Source organism: Streptomyces xylophagus, from assembly GCF_000716435.1.
Classification (GTDB): domain Bacteria; phylum Actinomycetota; class Actinomycetes; order Streptomycetales; family Streptomycetaceae; genus Streptomyces; species Streptomyces xylophagus.
Window position 1 is genome coordinate 47165 of the sequence record NZ_JNWO01000035.1, and the last position, 16629, is coordinate 63793.

A 16629-nucleotide genomic window follows, 5' to 3' on the forward strand; every position below is an offset into this window, starting at 1 on the left:
GGACGGGAGTGCTGCGGGGGGCGAACGATGGCGCTGCGAGTCGGTCGGCGATTCTTCCTTGCGCTGGGTGTGGGCCGCTATTGCCACCTCCCGGCGCACGAACAACTGGGGCAGGTTCCCGCGGACGTACGCGCCGTGCGTGAACTGTTCGCCGATCTCGGCTACCGGCCCGTCCTGGCCGGCCTCGGGGAGTACGACACCGCCGAGCAGATCCGTCAGAAGCTGCGGCACTGGTCGACCGACGCCGCCCTCACCGCCGACGACGTGGTCGTCCTGTACTTCGCCGGACATGGCCTGGTCCAGGACCGTGACCGGCACTATCTGTTGTGCTGGGACTCCCGGGCCGACGAGGACGCGGCGACCACGGCCCTGGCCACCGAGGACCTCGTCCGCATCCTGTGCCGGGGCGAGCTGCGCCATCTGCTGCTCGTCCTGGACACCTGTGCCGGCGGGGCGGGCGGTGCGGAGGCCGCCGCGCTCGCGTTGCAGTCGATCGCCTACCGGCACGGCGGTGACGGAACCTCCAGCGGCCTGTGGTTCCTTGCCTCCGCCCGCCGCAAGGACATCGCCGAGGAAGGGCGATTCGTCGCGGCGCTGAGTTCCGCCGTGGAGATCACCACCGGGCGGACCGGGCAGCGGCAGCAGTACCTCGACCTCGCCGAACTGGTGAAGGCCGTGAACGAGCGGTTCGAGGCGGACGGCCTCGGCCAGCGCGCCGAACTCGCCAGCGGACTGGTCACCGGCCTGGCCCCCTTCCTGCCCAACTCCGGCTACCGGGAGGCGCTTCCGCCCATCGGCACCGATCTGGAGGTTCAGCGCCGGGTGGCCGGACAGGACCTCGCCGAGCACTTCGGGCCGCGCTCGCGCGGGGTCGAGTTCGAGTCCGAGCACGGCCTGTACTTCAGCGGGCGCGCCCGTGTCCTGACCGAACTCACCGCGTGGCTGACCGGTGAGGAGGGCGACGGCCGGGGCCGGGTCGTCACCGGCCGGCCGGGCTGCGGCAAGTCGGCCGTCCTCGGCCGGGTCGTCGCCCTGTCCGATCCCGGCTACCGCCCCCGCTTCGACCTCGGCGCGCTCGACCCCGCGACGGTCGTCCCCGAGGGCTGTGTGACGTCCGCGGTGCACGCCCGCCACAAGCGGCTCGACGAGATCGTCGAACGCATCGCGGACAACCTGGGCGTGAGTGTCGACGGCTCCGCCGCCCTCCTCCAGGAACTCACCCGGCGCGGCCGTAAGGGCCCGCCAGTCGTCATCGTCGTCGACGCGGTCGACGAGGCCGGCTCCGACACGGCCGCCGACGCCGGCGGGCACGGCGAACCCCGTCGGATCACCCGCGAGTTGCTGCGGCCCATGTCCGAGATCCAGGGCGTACGACTGCTGGTGGGCACCCGCCACGAACTGGTCACCCCGCTCGGCCCCACCTTCCACTGCATCGACCTCGACATCCTCGGGTATCGCGCGGAGCAGGGCGACGTCGCCGGGTACGTCACCAAGATGCTCCTCGCCACGGAGGAGCCCGAGGTCCACAGCCCCTACCGTGACCGTCCCGACCTCGCCCACGCGGTCGCCGCGGGCGTCGCCGCCAGGGCCGCCGGCGTATACCTCTACGCCCGGACCACCGCCCGCACCCTGCGCTCGGACCGCGTCGCCGTCGACACTCGACGCCCGGGCTGGGCGGACGAGTTGCCCAGCGAGATCGGCGAGGCCTTCGACGACTACCTCGCCCGTTTCGGCCCCGACGAGCCAAGGGTCCGCCGCATGCTGCTCGCCCTCGCCTTCTCCGAGGGCACCGGCCTGCCACGCGGGCGCATCTGGACCAGGCTCAGCAGCGTGATCTCGGGCGTCGAGTGCACCGAGGCGGACGTCTCCTGGGCCCTCGACGTCGCCGAGGCGTATGTGGCGGAGGTGGTCGACGACGACCGGCGCTCGGTGTACCGGCTCTACCACAAGGCGTTGGCGGAGCATCTGCGCAGGACGGCCGGTCGGGCGACGGCCGAGATCCAGCGAGCCGTCGTCGACGCCCTCGTGTCCGTCGTCCCGGCCGTCACCGACGGCAGACGGGACTGGCTCGCCGCGGCACCCTACGTCCGTCAGCACCTGGCCACCCACGCCGCGGCCGCCGGCCGGCTGGCCGAGCTCATCGAGGACCCCGGCTTTCTGCTCGCCTGCGAACCCCTGGGCCTGCTGCGCGCGTTGACGTCGGTCGACGGCGACTCCTCACGGCGCATCCGCACCGCCTACGAGCAGGTGGCGCACCGGCTGACCCCCGACCGCTCACTCGGCGCCCGCGCGGCCGACCTCCAACTGTCCGCGCGGCGCTGCGAGGCCGACGGCCTGGCGGACCGCGTCGAGCACCTCGGCGTGGACTTGCCGTGGACCGCGCGCTGGGCATGGTGGTCCGCCAGTGGCGCCCACCGGCTGCTCAGCGGGCACACCAGGAGCGTCGCCTGCGTCTCCGTGGGCCACCTCGACGAACGCCCTGTCACCGTGACCGGCAGCTGGGACGGCACGGTCCGGGTCTGGGACCTCACCACTCAGCGGCAGATCGGCGAACCGCTGGCGATGGGGGTCGCGGTGAGCGCGGTCGCCATCGGTGAACTGGGCGACTACACCGTGGTCCTGGCCGGAGGCGTCGACGGTACGGTCCGGGTCTGGGACCTCTCCGCGGGTCAGCCGTACGGTTCTCCGCTGACCGGGCACACCAATGTGATCCGGGTCATCCGTGTCTGCACTCTGGCCGGCCGGACGGTGGTGCTGACGGCCGGCGGTGACGGAACGGCACGTCTGTGGGACCTCGCCGAGCGCGCACAGCTCGGAGCGCCACTGGCCGGGCACAGGCGCACGGTGTGGGACGCGGTCCTGGCGAAGGTCGATGGACGCGCGTTGGCCGTCACCGGCGGGGACGACAAGGCCGTACGAATATGGGAACTCGGCGATGTCCTGAACGGCGGTGACGCGCGGGTCGACGGCAGTCCGCTGATCGGGCCCGCAGGCGGAGTCAAGGCCTTGTGCACGGGGGAGGTGGACGGCCGCACCCTCCTGCTCGTCGGGGACACGACCGGCACGATAGGCCTGTGGGATCTCGCCGAGCGTCGGCAGATCGGTGAACCGGTCGCCGCGCACCGCTACTTCGAGCGCAGCGGGGTACTGTCCGCCGCCATGGGAAGCTTCGGCGGCCGTACGGTGGCGCTGACCTGTGGCCGGCAGGAGACACGGCTGTGGGATCTGCCGAGCCTGCGCCAACTGGTGCCACCACTGCGCGGCCACATGGACGACATCTCGGCGGCGGCCCTCACCACCCGCGGGGACACGTCCCTGGCGGTGACCGTCAGCAACGACCGGACCGCGCGTGTCTGGGACCTGTCCGCCGATCAGCCGAACGACGGTCACAGCGGGCAGGTGGACGCCCTCGCCGTCCAGGAGATCCGTGGCGCCCCCTTGGCGCTCACAGGCGGAGCCGACGGCACGGCCCGCCTGTGGGACCTGCGGACCCGTGAGCAGATCGGCCGCACGATGGAGGGGCACCAGGGGCGTGTGCCCGCCGTGGCTCTGGGCACGGTGTGCGGTCGGCCCGTGGCCGTCACGGGAGGCGAGGACACCCAGGTCAGATGCTGGGACCCGGTGACCGGTCGGCCCTTGGGGCCCGCGCTGGCCGGTCACACGAACGTGGTGCGTTGTGTCGCGCTCGGCACGCTGGACGGCGCCGCCGTCCTGGTGAGCGGCAGTGAGGACGGAACGGTCCGGATCTGGCGGCAGACCACGGGCGAGCCCCTGTCCCCACCCCTGGACACCCACATCGGCGGTGTCGAGCACCTGGCCGTCCGCAGCGTGGGCCGCAGGCTCCAGATCGCGGTCGCGACCGCCCTCGACCACGCGTACGTCTGGCATGTGGACTCGCAGGGCACACGAACCCTGGAGGCCCACCTGGATCTGGAGGAACTCTCGCTGTACTCCCGCGCCCTGGGAGTCGCCTTCCTCGGGGACCGTCCCGTTGTCCTGTCCAGCCGTGAGGGCAACGGGGTGTACGTCCACGACATCGCGACCCGCGCGTCGGTGGGCGGACCGCTGGTCGGACACACCAACGGGGTGCTGTGCGGCGCGCTCGCCCGGATCGGCGGTCGCACCCTGGTCGCCTCCCTCGCCTACGACGACAGCGTGCGGGTGTGGGACCTGGACATGGCCTCGGCCCTGGACCCACCGCTGGAGGGCATGACGAGGACGAACGACGTCACACGGTTCTGCCCGCCCGCACTCGGCACGGTCGATGGAGCGCCGGTCGTCGTGACCGCCTTCACCCGTGAGGTACGTGTCTGGGACATCACCAGCATGAGTCCGGTTGGCGAGCCGTTGTGCGGGGTTGACCGCAGCCTGGTCTCCGCGGACCTTGTCACGGCACCCGACGGAGGGGCGATGGTCGTGACCGGGAGCCGGTACGGCGGCGTCCGTTTCCACGACCTCGACACCGGAGCACAGATCGCCCCCCACATCACCTCGGGCAACTACCAGTTCCATGCCTCCGGTGCCCGCCTGAACGACGAGACAGTGGTCGTGATGAGCAGTTGGGTGGAAGCGGACGCTTGGACCCTGCTGCCGCGCCGCCGTCTCGGCAAGCGGTTCGGCACGTCCTGGCGGACTTCCCTGCACACCATCGACGGCAAGGCGTTCGTCGTGTCCGTCGCGGGCGACTTCACCCTGCACGCCTGGGACATGCGTACCCAGGCCCCCGTCTGCCCATCGATGCCCGGTCACACCGCCCAGGTCATGGACCTGCGGGCGGTCCGGGCGGGGGAGAGGGAACTCCTGGCCAGCGCCTCCCTCGACGGCACGGTACGACTGTGGGACCTGCGCACCGGCGAACTGGTCGGCGAGCCGTTGACGGGGCACGAACGGGGGGCGTTCAGCGTGGACTTCGTGCGCCACGGAAGCGGGCTCCTCGGCGTGGGCTGCGGTGACGGTCGGCTGGTCTTTCGAGACCTGGAGACCCTGGTCGTCGCAGGGCCCGAACTGGAGCCGTTCCCCTCCAGGGCCAGGGCCCTCAGAGCGGCGGACATCCGCGGAGTCCCGCTCCTCATCGCCGGTGACGACTACGGACGGGTGCGCGTCTGGGACACCCGACAGCCGGGCTGGACCGCCGAACTCGACGTGGGTGGCGGCATCAACGCCGTGGCCGCGGCCCCCTCCGGACATGTCTGCCTGGCGACGGAGATGGGCGTGGTGGTCCTCGGCCTCAACGTCGGCGAAGCCCTGGAGCCCCGCGGGGGAGCGGCCCGATGACCCGCCTCGTCCTCCTCCACGGCATAGCCCAGCAGCACAAGGGCCCCCAGTCCCTCCTCGCCGACTGGTACCCGGCCCTCGCCGACGGCGTCACCCGCGCCGGCGCCACGCTGGAACGGCAGGAGGTGACCATGGCGTTCTACGGCGATGTGTTCCGACCCGCGGGCCACCGGGGCCTCGGCGAGCCCGAGTTGGACGCCTCCGACGTCGAGGACGGGCTCGAACGGGACCTGCTGCTGGCCTGGTGGGAGGCGGCGGCCCGGGCGGAGAGCCGGGTGCCCGGACCGGACGCGGCGGCGCGCGGCCGTACCCCCTACCTGGTGCAGCGCGCCCTCAACGCCCTCAGCCACTCGGCCTTCTTCGCCGGTCTCAGCGATCGGCTGCTGATCTCCGACGCCCGTCAGGTCCGCCGCTACTTCACCGAACCTGACCTGCGCGGCGCCGTCCAGGAACGCTTCCTCGCCGCCCTGACCGAACGGACCGAGGTCGTCGTCGCCCACTCGCTGGGCACCGCCGTCGCCTACGAGGCGTTGTGCGCCCACCCCGAGCTGCCTGACCTGACTCTGGTCACCCTCGGCTCGCCGCTCGCGGTACGTGGCCTCGTCCTCGACCGGTTGGTCCCGGCTCCGCGCGACGGACGTGCCCGCTGGCCGGCCCCCGTCAAGGACTGGACCAACATCGCCGACCGGGGCGATGTCGTGGCCCTGACCAAGGAACTGGCAACGGTGTTCGGCGACCGCGTCACCGACCTCCTCGTGCACAACGGAGCCAAGGCTCACGACGTGCGGCCCTATCTCACCGCACGTGAGACAGGGCGCGCGATCGCCTCGGCCCTCAGAGGAACGCCGAGTGGTTGAGGGAAAAGTGAATGCCCTCGCCCTCAAGGGGACGAACTACCGGTTCACGGAGTCAGCCGGGCGATCCGGAGGCTCGTGGCGGTCGGCGACGCCCCGGCGAGCGCGGTCGCATAGGTCGGAGTGACCGGCGCGTACGCCCAGGTCAGCGTGCCGTTCTTCAGGACCGCTATGTCGCCGCTGATCCGGGCGGTCACCACCTTGTCCGTGCTCTGGAACTTGCCGTTCCAGTCGATGAGCCGTAGGTGGGTGCCCGTGAAGGTGCCGGTGCAGGTGCCGGCGTTGCACTTGGCACCCTTCAGGGACTCCCAGGAGACCAGGAGGCGGTCCTTGCCGTACGGGGCGATGTGCACGTTGACGTTCTCGGTGCCTGCCGCGCTCGTGAGGTAAATCGCTTTGCCGGGGCCGGAGTTGCGGTTGGCCATGAAGGCGACGGCGACCTGGTGGGTGCTCGTCTTCGGGGTCACCGTCCAGCCGCGTCCGCTGGAGTCGGCGGAGTTCTTCTTGGCCGAGGCGGCGCCGCGGGAGGCGAAGGCGGTGGCGTAGCGGCCGGTCGCCGACTTCACCAGGTCACCTGTGCGGCCGGGGAAGGTACCACCGCAGTACCCTGCCCAGCACTGTTCGCGCTGCACGACCGGTGCGACGTCCGGGGCGCCGATCCCGGTGGAGACGAACAGGCCCGAGCGCCAGTCGTCGAAGCAGAGCGAGGTGAAGGCGCCGGTCGTCTCGGCGTGCAGCGCGATGCCCTCGTTGTGGCTGCAGCCCCAGCTCCAACCACCGCTCAGCTTGGCGCCCTTGGAGCTGATGTACGTCAACTTGTCGCCGAAGTGGCCGTCGGCGAAGCCGCCCGCGCCGTGCACGACGAAGTACGCGCCGTACTTGGTGCCGTTCCAGGTGAGTTGGCCGTCGAGACCGGGGGAGGTGTCGTTCGAGGCGGTGCCGGTGAGCTTGGTGCGGAAGGTCTGCTTGCCGTTGGTGTAGCGGATGATCGCGGCGGCCGTCTCCTTCCACTTGTTGGTGTCGGCCACCCGGGTGAGCAGCGCGAAGCCGTCGTTGTGCGCGACCAGACCGCCGACCTCCTTGGCGCCCTTGACGACCGTGTCGGCGCCGGAGCGGGTTCCGGCGGCGGTGAGCGGGGTGACATGGACGCCGTCGGCGGCGGGCCAGGCCACGCGCAGGGTGCCGTTGGGGGCCACGGCCGTGGACGTCCGCGTCCACTCGCGGGTGTTGTTGTAACCGGCCGTCAGATAGGGGAACTTGGCGGCGAGCGTCACCGTGGTGCTGGTCGGGGAGAGCGTGCCGGTCGCGGCCTTGGCGGCCGTCGCGGTCTTCGCGGCGGCCTGGGGCGTGGTCTTCGCCGAGGCGGACGCGGTCGCCGTACCGGAGGCGGACGTGGAGCCGTCGGCGGCGGCCTCGGAGGAAGCCGAGGCGGTGGTGGACGCGGAGGCGGACGTGGATGTCTTCGCCGCGGTCGAGTCGCCGCTGCCGCCGCTGTTCGTCGCCGCGGTCGCGTACCACGCGCCGCCCAGCAGGGCCGCGACGGCGAGCGAGCCCGCGAGCGGCTTGCGGGCGATGCGGCGGCGGGAACGGCGACGGTGCGTCGTGGTGCGTCTTGCGTTGGTCATGTCCCCAAGTCGCCGCTCGCGCGGGGGAGGTTGCCGTGGTGTCGGGCGCAATATTTCCGACGCGCCCCGGAGACGTCCGGAGGGTTCGGAGGTGAGACCGGCTCCACAGCCGAGGCGGGCCGATCCTGGTACGTTGGATGCTTTCCTGGGTATCAGACCCTTTGGACTCATCACCGGCGAGGGACCGAGGAACCATGACCATGGACCCCGGCGACAAGCGACTGGCGGCTGCCGTCGTGATGGACGACGACGGGCGTGTGCTCCTGGTGCGGCGCAGCGTGACCGAGAGGTTCCTGCCGCGCGTGTGGGGCGTTCCGTGCGGAAAGCTGGAGCCGGACGAGCTGCCCGAGGACGGTGCGCTGCGGGAGCTGAAGGAAGAGACCGGGCTCCTCGGCGAGATCGTCCGCAAGATCGGTGAATCGTCCTTCGTGAGTGAGTACCGAGGCCGCGACATCAAGAACTGGCAGGACAACTTCCTGGTCAGGCCGCTGACCCGGGACATCACCCTGCCCGAGCCCGACCAGGCGTACCTCTGGCTCCCGCCGGCCGGGCTCACGAGCGCGGGCATCGACATCGACGCGTACAACCTGGACGTCGTACGACAGGCCCTCACGAACTTCTGAGCGACTCCGCCAGGCCGTTCAGCGCGGCGAGGTAGTCCCGCGCGTCGAGCGGCACCTTCGCGACCGCCCCCGGATGCGGGCCCGCCGCCGTGAACACATCGGTGTGGCGCCGCCGGCCGGCACCCGTCTCTAGGAACAGCGTCACCGTGGGTACGTCCGTGTCGCACCAGGCTCGGTGCAGGGTGTGCGCGGGCAGGGCGTAGGCGCTGCCCGCCGCGTACTGCCCCACATGCGTCAGCCGCAGCCGCGCGGGACCCGTCGGCCGCAACCGCCAGTCGGCGCTGCGCTCGGCCAGCGACTCCTCGTACCGGTCCGCCGTGATCCCGCCGTCGCCCCGCGCGTCGTACAACTCCATGGCGAGCCGGCCCCGGACCACGTAAGAGGCAAGCGGGGAACGGTGGTTGTGGATGTCCTCATCGCCGATCGACTTCGCGCCCGGATGCCACAGATGGGCGCGCAGCATGTGGCGCGGGCCGCCGTCGATCAGCAACAGCTTGTCGAAACCCAGGACATGACGGTACGAAAGCCGGGCGCAGTGCTCCGGATCGCCCTCGCCGGAGGCGAGTTCGGCCACCAGCTCCAACAGGCGCTCGGGGGAGCCGAGTTCGGCGACGACCGCACGGGCGGCGGCCACCGTCTCGTGGTCGGACAGTTCGCCGTCCAGCGCCTCGGTCAGCAGCCGCCGCGCCGCCAGGACCTGCCGACCACCCATGCACTCACTCCCCAACCGCGGCTCACAGCAGCCGCGTTCGCGTATCCGGCTGATACATCCATACGGCATGTGCGCGCAGCGCCGAAAGCCCTTGGTAGGTCATCCAGATGGGCTGGCGCATTTCCTCGGTCGTTGTGAACGTGGACCCGTCCCGGCTCCAGGACCAGATGCCGTCGGTCTGCGCCGCCCACACCGCGGCCGCCGCCCCGTTCAACTGCTCCCGCCACGCCTCCTCCAGACCGTCCTGCCGCGCGATCTCCTGGGCGCCCGGGGTGAGCAGGGCGCGCACGATCCAACTCGCGGTGAAGTGCCGGACGTTGAGCACCTCGTGGTGCGAGGAGTCGTCCGGGTGGCGTCGGCGCACCTCCTCCCGCAGATTCGCCAGGTCGACGCAGCTGTCGTGCGCGGTCGCCGGGCAGGCCAGCAGCCAGCGCACCCCGTCCTCGCGCGCCGAACGCTCCACGGGCCCCTCGCCCAGCACACGGGCAGCCCGGTCCAGGGCAACCACGGCCTGAGCGGTGTGCAGAGCGGACGGCTGGGCGGGATGCGCGGCCCAGGGCAGTGGGGAGAGCCGGTGACTCCAGCAGCGGCGGTGCTGGCGCTGCGGGTCGGAGAGCGCGCCGTCGACCAGGGCCTCCCGCAGCAGAGGAAGGATCGGCGCGTCCGGTGCCGCGCGCAGCAGACCGCGCATCACGGTGGTGACGACATGGGTCAACGCCCGCCCCGTGGCGTCGAGTTCAGGAGTGAAGCCGGCCTCGCAGCGCGCCACCTCGTCCGCCAGCCGCTCCCGCGACGCCCCCGCCCGGGCCAGCGCGCCCAGCACCATCGCGGTGACCTCCGGGCGGGCCACCGACCCCTGCGAACGGGCCGACCAGCCGCCGCCCTGCAGCCGTAGCCGCCACAGCGTGTCGATGAGGTCGCCGGTGTGCAGCCGGCCGTCCGCCACGCCCAGGTCCAGCACGATGTGCAGCCCGTACGCCGTGGCCAGGGAGGTCGGCCGGACCGGGCCGTCCAGCTCCTGGAGGGAGTGCGGCCAGCCGACGAGACGGCCGCGCACCGGGTCGTCGACCACGGCGACCTGGGCGGCGAGCGTGTCGTAGGCCGAAGTGAACACCTGCGGCAGCGGGCCGGGGGCGTTCGGTGCCGGGGGAGCGGGCGCGGTGAGCGGCGCGGGACCGGCCGTCCGGGCCCGGAGCAGGGCCGCCGCCAGCCAGGTCATCCCGGCCGTGGCGAGGCCGCTCAGCCCGGCGATCAGATACTTGGCGGGCTCGCCGTCGATCGAGTCGGGCAGCACCTCGAACAGGAACTGGAACACCGCGTATCCGGCGGCCACACACCCGAACCGGCCGAGCCAGCCCACGAACCGGGCCGGCGGACTCCCGTCGGGCGGCATCGGGCCGGGCGCTCCCGGCGTTCTCAAGGGACCACGTCCCAGCTGCTGTTGAGACAAGGCGCGCTCCCTCCCCCCGGGGTGGCACGTGACGTTCGCGAAGCTTCCAGTCTAAGTGGTCAGCGGTGCACCTGGGGCGCGGACCGGAACCGCCGTCTCCGTCACACCACTTCCTCTGCACGCGGCCAGTGCGTCAGCGCCACATGAAGGGCGTCGACCGCACGCTCCCAGGACCGCTGTACGTCACGCGGCGCGCCGAAGCCGCCGGTGGACTCCAGGGCGCAGTAGCCGTGGAACGTACTGCGCAACAGGCGTACGGCGTCGGTGAGATCGGGTTCTTCCAGGCCGTAGGCGCGCAGCATGCCGTAGGTGATCTCAGCGGTGCGCCGCAGGGCGGGGGAGTCGGCGACCAGGGCCTGGTCGACACGGATCTGGGTGGCCGCGTACCGGCCCGGGTGCTCCAGGGCGTAGGCGCGATAGGCGTCGGCGAAGGCGCCCAGCGCGTCGCGGCCCGTGCGGCCGGCGACCGCGTCGGCGATCCGGTCGATCAGCTCGCCGCCCGCGAGGAACGCGACCCGGGTGCGCAGGTCCTGGAGGTTCCTGACGTGCGAGTACAGGCTCGCGTCCTTCACGCCGAAGCCGCGGGCCAGGGCGGACAGGCTGACGTTCTCGAAGCCGACCTCGTCGGCGAGGTCGGCGGCGGCCGCCACGACACGGTCGGCGGTGAGTCCCGCACGAGCCACGCTGCACCACCTCTCCTCTGACCTGCGGCAACTGGAGAGCCTAGGACAACAGCCGGTAACAAGAGGCGCGTCCCGCGTGTTTCCGCACCGCCGCCACCGGCCTCCGGCACCAGACTTGACCACCATGGACGACGACTCCGGCACCCCCGCCCCCACCGGCCTCCGTGCCACCGCACTCCTCGGCCGCCCCAAACTGTGGCTCATCCCCACCGTGCTCACCGGCCTGCTCGCTTTCCTGCTGTCCCTGCTCTACATGGGCGGCATCGTCAACCCCAACCGCGAGCTGCGCGACCTGCCCATCGCCCTCGTCAACAGCGACACCGGCAAACCGCTCACCGGCCAGCAGCAGAACATCGGCACCCAGATCGCCCACGCCATCGTGACGAACACCAGCAGCCGCGCGGCCGGTTGGCGGCAGCTCACCAGAACCCAGGCCCAGCACGAACTCGACGACGGCAAGGTCTACGGCGCCCTCGTCATCCCCGCCGACTTCACGGACTCCGTCGCCGCGCTGACGACCACGAACGCCACCGCCCGGCCGACGATCACCGTGCTGACCAACCCCGGCAAGGGCAGCCTCGGTTCCTCCCTCGCGAGCAAGATCTCCACGACCGCCGCGCAGCAGGCCTCCCTCACCATCGGCAAGCAGCTCACGGCGGCAGCGGCGAAGGCCGACTCCACACAGAAACTGCTCCTGGCGGACCCGGTGCAGATCGCCACCCAGGTCGGCCACCCCATCGGCAACAACAGCGGCATCGGCCTGACCGCCTTCTACTACACCCTGCTGCTGGTGCTGGCCGGTTTCATGGGCGGCAACGTCATCAGCAACGGAGTCGACACCGCCCTCGGCTACGCCGACAACGAGATCGGCCCCTGGCACACCCGCCGCCCCACCGTTCCCATCAACCGCACCCAGACGCTGCTCCTGAAGATGGTCATGACGGCCGGCATCACCCTCCTCAGCGTCTCCCTGATCATGATCGCCGGCGTCAGCATCCTGGGCATGGACGCGACGCACATCCCGCTGCTGTGGATCTACTCCTACTGCGCGGCCCTCGCCGTCGGCCTCGGCGTGCAGGCCATCAACGCCGCGTTCGGCGGGATCGGCCAACTGGTGTCCATGTTCGTGTTCATCGTCCTGGGCCTGCCGTCCTCCGGCGCCACCGTCCCCCTCCAGGCCGTCCCCGGCTTCTACCGCTTCCTCTCCCACTTCGAGCCCATGCGCCAACTCAGCGACGGGGTAAGGGCGATCCTCTACTTCGACGCACGCGGCGACGCGGGCCTCACGCGCGCATGGACGATGATCGCCATCGGTACGGCGATCGGTCTCCTCTTCGGCTTCGCGATGGTCAGGTACTACGACCGGAAGGGCCACAAGCGCCTCACGCCCCAGCCGACGACCTGAGGCATAACTCACCTACAAGGCCTGAGAGTTGACTCTCACACTTTCTGAGACGACACTCTCAGACCATGGATTCCGGCAACCGCTTCGGCGACGTGGAGATCTCCGACCCGAAGGCCATGCGCGCCCTGGCGCACCCCGTACGGCTCGCGATCCTCGAACGCCTCCAGCGCCACGGCCCCGCCACCGCCTCCCGGCTCTCCCCGCACGTGGGCGCCACCCCGTCCGTCACCAGCTGGCATCTGCGCCACCTCGCCGGCTTCGGCCTGGTCCGCGACGCCGAGGGCGGCACGGACCGGCGGGAGCGGCGGTGGGCGGCGGTGGCACGGGGCTTCCGTTTCGAGGTGCCGGAGGACGAGGAGGGCCGGTCGGCCGCGCAGTTGCTGGCCGGGGAGATGTTCGCGCGCAACGCCGAGCTGCCCCTGCGCTGGCTGGCGGAGACGGCGCCCGAACTGGAGCCGGAGTGGACGAGACTCGCCGGGGCGAACAACACGCGGATCGTGGTGACGGCGGACGAACTGGCCGCGCTGAAGGACGCGATGGAGGAACTGATCGCGCCGTACGTCCTCCGCAAGCAGGACCGGCGACCGCCGGGCGGCCGGGATGTCCGCCTGCTGATGTACGCCCTGCCGGAAGGCCCCGGGAACGAGGACAGCGAGACGGACATACCGGAGTGAAGGGCCGATGGACGCCTCGGCCCGCGCCGGACTCGCTGTGGCGGGACGGCCGCTTCGTACGGTTCTGGTGCGGCCAGTCCGTCTCCCAGTTCGGCGACCGCGTCTCCGAACTGGCTTTACCGCTCATAGCAGTTGGGGCGCTGCACGCCTCCGCGAACCAGGTCGCATGGCTCACCGCACTCGTCTGGACCCCGAACCTCCTGGGCTTGTTCCTGGGCGCGTGGGTGGATCACCGCCCCGCGAAACGCCAACTCATGCTGCTCGCCGACCTGTTCCGGGCCGCCGTACTGCTCACCCTCCCGATCGCCTACGCGCTCGACACGGTGACGCTCGGTCAGCTGTACACGGTGGCCCTGCTGACCGGCACGGCGGCGGTCGTCTTCAACACGGCGTACTCGTCCTTCTTCGCCCACCTCGTACCGCCGACGTCGTACGTCGAGGCCAACAGCAAGCTCAGCGCGACCAGATCGGCGTCCTTCATCGCCGGTCCCGCGATCGGCGGCGGCCTGGTCCAGGCACTGTCGGCGCCGGTCGCGGTGCTCGCGGACGCGCTGTCGTTCGTGGTGTCGGCGGTTCTGGTGGGCCGGACGCGGGTCGACGAACCGGCGGGCACGGGGTCGACCGGTCCGTCGTCGGCACGTCTTTCGTTGTTACGACGGGCGAGAGAGGGCCTGGCCTTCGTGGTCCGCGAGCCCGTCATGCGGGCGGGCCTCCTCTGCGCCACCACCCTCAACTTCTTCACGTTCCTGGCGAGCACCGGCCTGCTCGTCCTGTTCGCGGACCGGGTGCTCCAACTGTCGCCGGGCGCCATCGGGTTGGCGTTCGGGCTGGGTGCGACGGGCGGCCTGCTGGGCGCGGTGGCGGCTCCGGCGATCGCCCGCCGGATCGGCGTCGGCCGCAGCATCGCCGTAGGGGCCGTACTGTTTCCGGCCCCCTACCTCCTCGTCGCGGCGGCGACCGGCCCGACCTGGGCCCGCCTCGGGTTCCTGGGCGCCGCCGAGTTCCTCTCCGCCTTCGGCGTCATGCTCTTCGACGTGAACCTCAACTCCCTCCAGGCGTCGGTGGTTCCGGACGGGTTGCGGAGCAGGGTGGCGGGCGCTTACAGCACGGTCAATTATGGGGTACGTCCGCTGGGGGCGCTGATCGGCGGTGAGTTGGCCACACTGGCGGGCTTGAGAGTGACGCTGACGGTCGCGGCGGTCGGGGGAACCATGTCGGCGGCGTGGTTGGTGGCTTCGCCGATACCGGGGATACGGGTCCTGAAGCCGGCGTCCGACCGGCCCTGAGCGGCTCGCGCGCGCACGCCCAGGGTCGGGGGCCTTACCCGGTCAACTCGATCAGCCCGCGCAGAGCTTCACGTTCACGGTGTCGCCCGCTTTCACGATCTTCGGGGCGTGGGGGGTCACCTCGACCACCGTGTCCGGCTTGCAGCCCGGGCTGTTCACGCTGCTCACTGTGCCGAGCTTGAGGTCGGCCTTGAGGAATCGCCCCTTGGTCGTGCGCATGTCCGTGCCCGTGAAGTCGACGGCGACGGGGCCTCCCCCCTTGCCGAAGTCCATCAGCAGGATGGCCTTCTTGTAGTCGGAACCCTTGGTGGTCGCCGTGGTCGCCGTGGTCATGGGCTTCTCCGCCGTCGTCGGCGAGGTGCCGCCCGTCATGGAGGCCAGGGCCGTGCCGCCGCCCGCCACGATCAGGGCGGTGGCGACACCGGCGATGAGGGTGGCGCGCCTGCGGCGGGTGCGGTGGACCATGCCGGCCGTGTCGAAGGCCGGAGTGGCGGTGGAATGCGCGAAGTCGTTCATGGCGTTGATCAGTTCCTCTTCGAAAGGTGTGCAGCCGGAGGACCGCGGGTCGTGCGAACTCATCGGGTTCCTTCCGTGAGCTGCTCCGATGAAGGGGTGGAGAGTGCGGGAAACTGGCTTCTCAACCGGTCGATTCCACGAGCCAGTTGGGAACGGACGGTGCTCGGCGAGATCTTCAGGTCGGCCGCTATCTCGGCGTCGGACAGATCGTGGAAGTACCGCAGCACCACCACCGTCCGCATCCGCATGGGCAGTTGCTGAAGCGCACGGACCAACTGGTCCCTGCTGTCGATCCGTCCGTACTCGTCGCCCGGCGCGACCGGGTCACCGTCCACCGGGTGCTCAGCCGTACGGCGGAACCTTCGCCAACGGTCGTTGGCGAGATTGACCATGATCCGCCGTACGTACGCGTCCGGCGCGTCCTTGGCGCTGATGGTGCGCCACTTGCGGCAGGCCCGCTCCAGGGTCTCCTGGACCAGATCCTCCGCCGCGTCGCGGCTGCCCGTCAGGACGAGTGCGCCCCGGAACAGCGCGGCCGACCGGGCGGCGGCGAACCGGTGGAAGTCCTCCTCCACCGACCCGGCACCGCCGCGCCCTGCGCCCGCTGCCCACTTGGCTGCCAGATCCACACGCTCCTCCCTTCCTGTCACCCCTCCTCGACGGGGAAACGGGCGGATCTGCTGCACGGCCTTTCTGAGACCTGGGTCACAACTCCCTTGGCAGGGTCACCCGTTCACTCCCGTGTAGTGGGTCAGGCTCCACCGCCACAGCAGCCGCGCCGCGAGATACGCCAGCACGCCCACGAGCGGTGAGGCTGCTGCCAGCCAGTACGGGACCCCGATGTCGTGGCCGTGCCCGGTGAGTACGGCGGCCGGGAGGTAGGCGACGAACGCGAGCGGAAGGCCGTAGGTGAGGAAGCCGCCCACCGCGCGGGGCAGGACGTTGAGCGGGTAGCTGCCGAAGGTGCCGAGGAGGTCCTCCAGCCAGCGGCTCCAGTAACCCGCGGACGGATAGCGGAGGGAGGCGCTCGCCACGGCCGTGAACAGGGCCGCCTCCAGGAGCATGCCGCCGAGCAGGGCGGCGATCAGGTACGCGGTACGGCCCGCCGTCCAGTCCAGCTGGCTGCGGCTGAGCGCGCCGACCATCAGGCCGGCCGCGACCGTGAGGTCGCCGATCGCGTTGGTGGGGAAGTACTCCAGCTGCGCCTGGCGGTGGACCGGCATCGGCCGCACCAGGTAGATGTCGATACGCCCTTCCTGGATGTACCGGCCGATGCCGTGCATCCGGCCCAGGAACAGCACCATCAGCCCGTGCGCCAGCATCCGCGTCGCCGGGATCAGCAGGACGTCCGAGCTGTCCCAGCCGCCCATGCCGGAGAACCGGGTGAGCAGCACGGTCGCGAACACGATCACCGACACCTGCCAAATCGCGCCGATCGCGATCATCAGCAGGAACTCGGTGCGGTACTCGAGTTGGGCACGGAAGTTGAGGCGCGTGATGCGCCATACGATCCGGACGGCTTTCACT

13 protein-coding genes are annotated in these 16629 nt (G+C 71.1%); 6 read left to right on the plus strand and 7 right to left on the minus strand.

Going from position 1 to position 16629, the window contains the following annotated elements; translation table 11 throughout:
- Positions 1–27: 27 nt before the first annotated feature.
- Positions 28–5274, plus strand: a complete 5247-nt coding sequence (locus OO70_RS44865) for a caspase family protein (RefSeq protein WP_043685552.1) — start codon at positions 28–30, stop codon at positions 5272–5274.
- Positions 5271–6131 carry a hypothetical protein gene (locus OO70_RS44870; RefSeq protein ID WP_043685555.1) on the plus strand — a complete coding sequence of 287 codons (861 nt, stop codon included), beginning with the start codon at positions 5271–5273 and terminating at the stop codon, positions 6129–6131. Before OO70_RS44865 ends, OO70_RS44870 begins: the two co-directional genes overlap by 4 nt.
- A 44-nt stretch (positions 6132–6175) precedes the next feature.
- On the opposite strand, the gene OO70_RS44875 is transcribed toward OO70_RS44870, so the two are convergent.
- A complete protein-coding gene (locus OO70_RS44875; RefSeq protein ID WP_043685559.1) occupies positions 6176–7753 on the minus strand; it encodes a hypothetical protein in 1578 nt (525 codons plus the stop codon).
- A 200-nt stretch (positions 7754–7953) separates the two neighbouring features.
- Here OO70_RS44875 and OO70_RS44880 point away from each other — a divergent pair, with 200 nt between their 5' ends.
- A complete protein-coding gene (locus OO70_RS44880; RefSeq protein WP_199827525.1) occupies positions 7954–8376 on the plus strand; it encodes an NUDIX hydrolase in 423 nt (140 codons plus the stop codon).
- Here OO70_RS44880 and OO70_RS44885 read toward each other — a convergent pair.
- The 3 genes from OO70_RS44885 to OO70_RS44895 form a co-directional block, all read right to left on the minus strand.
- Positions 8363–9088 (minus strand): hypothetical protein, encoded by a 726-nt coding sequence (locus OO70_RS44885; RefSeq protein ID WP_043685564.1) that lies wholly within the window; start codon positions 9086–9088, stop codon positions 8363–8365. The genes OO70_RS44880 and OO70_RS44885 overlap by 14 nt on opposite strands.
- Positions 9089–9110: 22 nt before the next feature.
- On the minus strand, positions 9111–10481 hold the full coding sequence (locus OO70_RS44890) for a hypothetical protein (RefSeq protein WP_234337085.1): 1371 nt from the start codon (positions 10479–10481) through the stop codon (positions 9111–9113).
- Between the two features lie 158 nt (positions 10482–10639).
- Positions 10640–11221, minus strand: a complete 582-nt coding sequence (locus OO70_RS44895) for a TetR-like C-terminal domain-containing protein (RefSeq protein WP_043685566.1) — start codon at positions 11219–11221, stop codon at positions 10640–10642.
- A gap of 124 nt (positions 11222–11345) precedes the next feature.
- Here OO70_RS44895 and OO70_RS44900 point away from each other — a divergent pair, with 124 nt between their 5' ends.
- The 3 genes from OO70_RS44900 to OO70_RS44910 all read left to right on the plus strand — a co-directional run bounded on the left by OO70_RS44900 (position 11346) and on the right by OO70_RS44910 (position 14586).
- On the plus strand, positions 11346–12626 hold the full coding sequence (locus OO70_RS44900; RefSeq protein ID WP_043685569.1) for a YhgE/Pip domain-containing protein: 1281 nt from the start codon (positions 11346–11348) through the stop codon (positions 12624–12626).
- A 65-nt stretch (positions 12627–12691) separates the two neighbouring features.
- Entirely contained in the window at positions 12692–13300 is a 609-nt protein-coding gene (locus OO70_RS44905; protein WP_043685572.1) for an ArsR/SmtB family transcription factor, read from the plus strand.
- Positions 13297–14586, plus strand: a complete 1290-nt coding sequence (locus OO70_RS44910; RefSeq protein WP_051742196.1) for an MFS transporter — start codon at positions 13297–13299, stop codon at positions 14584–14586. Before OO70_RS44905 ends, OO70_RS44910 begins: the two co-directional genes overlap by 4 nt.
- Before the next feature lie 51 nt (positions 14587–14637).
- Here the strand turns inward: OO70_RS44910 and OO70_RS44915 are convergent, their stop codons facing one another.
- The 3 genes from OO70_RS44915 to OO70_RS44925 form a co-directional block, all read right to left on the minus strand.
- A complete protein-coding gene (locus OO70_RS44915; RefSeq protein WP_043685575.1) occupies positions 14638–15165 on the minus strand; it encodes a PASTA domain-containing protein in 528 nt (175 codons plus the stop codon).
- Complete coding sequence (locus tag OO70_RS44920) at positions 15162–15731, minus strand: SigE family RNA polymerase sigma factor (RefSeq protein WP_043685577.1); 570 nt, start codon at positions 15729–15731, stop codon at positions 15162–15164. Before OO70_RS44920 ends, OO70_RS44915 begins: the two co-directional genes overlap by 4 nt.
- A 96-nt stretch (positions 15732–15827) precedes the next feature.
- On the minus strand, positions 15828–16628 hold the full coding sequence (locus tag OO70_RS44925; RefSeq protein ID WP_043685580.1) for an ABC transporter permease: 801 nt from the start codon (positions 16626–16628) through the stop codon (positions 15828–15830).
- Position 16629: the final 1 nt, after the last annotated feature.

Bases quoted from the DNA above. Each gene is read 5' to 3' on its own strand.
- OO70_RS44865 (WP_043685552.1), top strand. From the start codon at position 28: ATGGCGCTGCGAGTCGGTCGGCGATTCTTCCTTGCGCTGGGTGTGGGC.
- OO70_RS44870 (WP_043685555.1), top strand. From the start codon at position 5,271: ATGACCCGCCTCGTCCTCCTCCACGGCATAGCCCAGCAGCACAAGGGC.
- OO70_RS44875 (WP_043685559.1), bottom strand. From the start codon at position 7,753: ATGACCAACGCAAGACGCACCACGACGCACCGTCGCCGTTCCCGCCGC.
- OO70_RS44880 (WP_199827525.1), top strand. From the start codon at position 7,954: ATGGACCCCGGCGACAAGCGACTGGCGGCTGCCGTCGTGATGGACGAC.
- OO70_RS44885 (WP_043685564.1), bottom strand. From the start codon at position 9,088: ATGGGTGGTCGGCAGGTCCTGGCGGCGCGGCGGCTGCTGACCGAGGCG.
- OO70_RS44890 (WP_234337085.1), bottom strand. From the start codon at position 10,481: ATGCCGCCCGACGGGAGTCCGCCGGCCCGGTTCGTGGGCTGGCTCGGC.
- OO70_RS44900 (WP_043685569.1), top strand. From the start codon at position 11,346: ATGGACGACGACTCCGGCACCCCCGCCCCCACCGGCCTCCGTGCCACC.
- OO70_RS44905 (WP_043685572.1), top strand. From the start codon at position 12,692: ATGGATTCCGGCAACCGCTTCGGCGACGTGGAGATCTCCGACCCGAAG.
- OO70_RS44915 (WP_043685575.1), bottom strand. From the start codon at position 15,165: ATGAGTTCGCACGACCCGCGGTCCTCCGGCTGCACACCTTTCGAAGAG.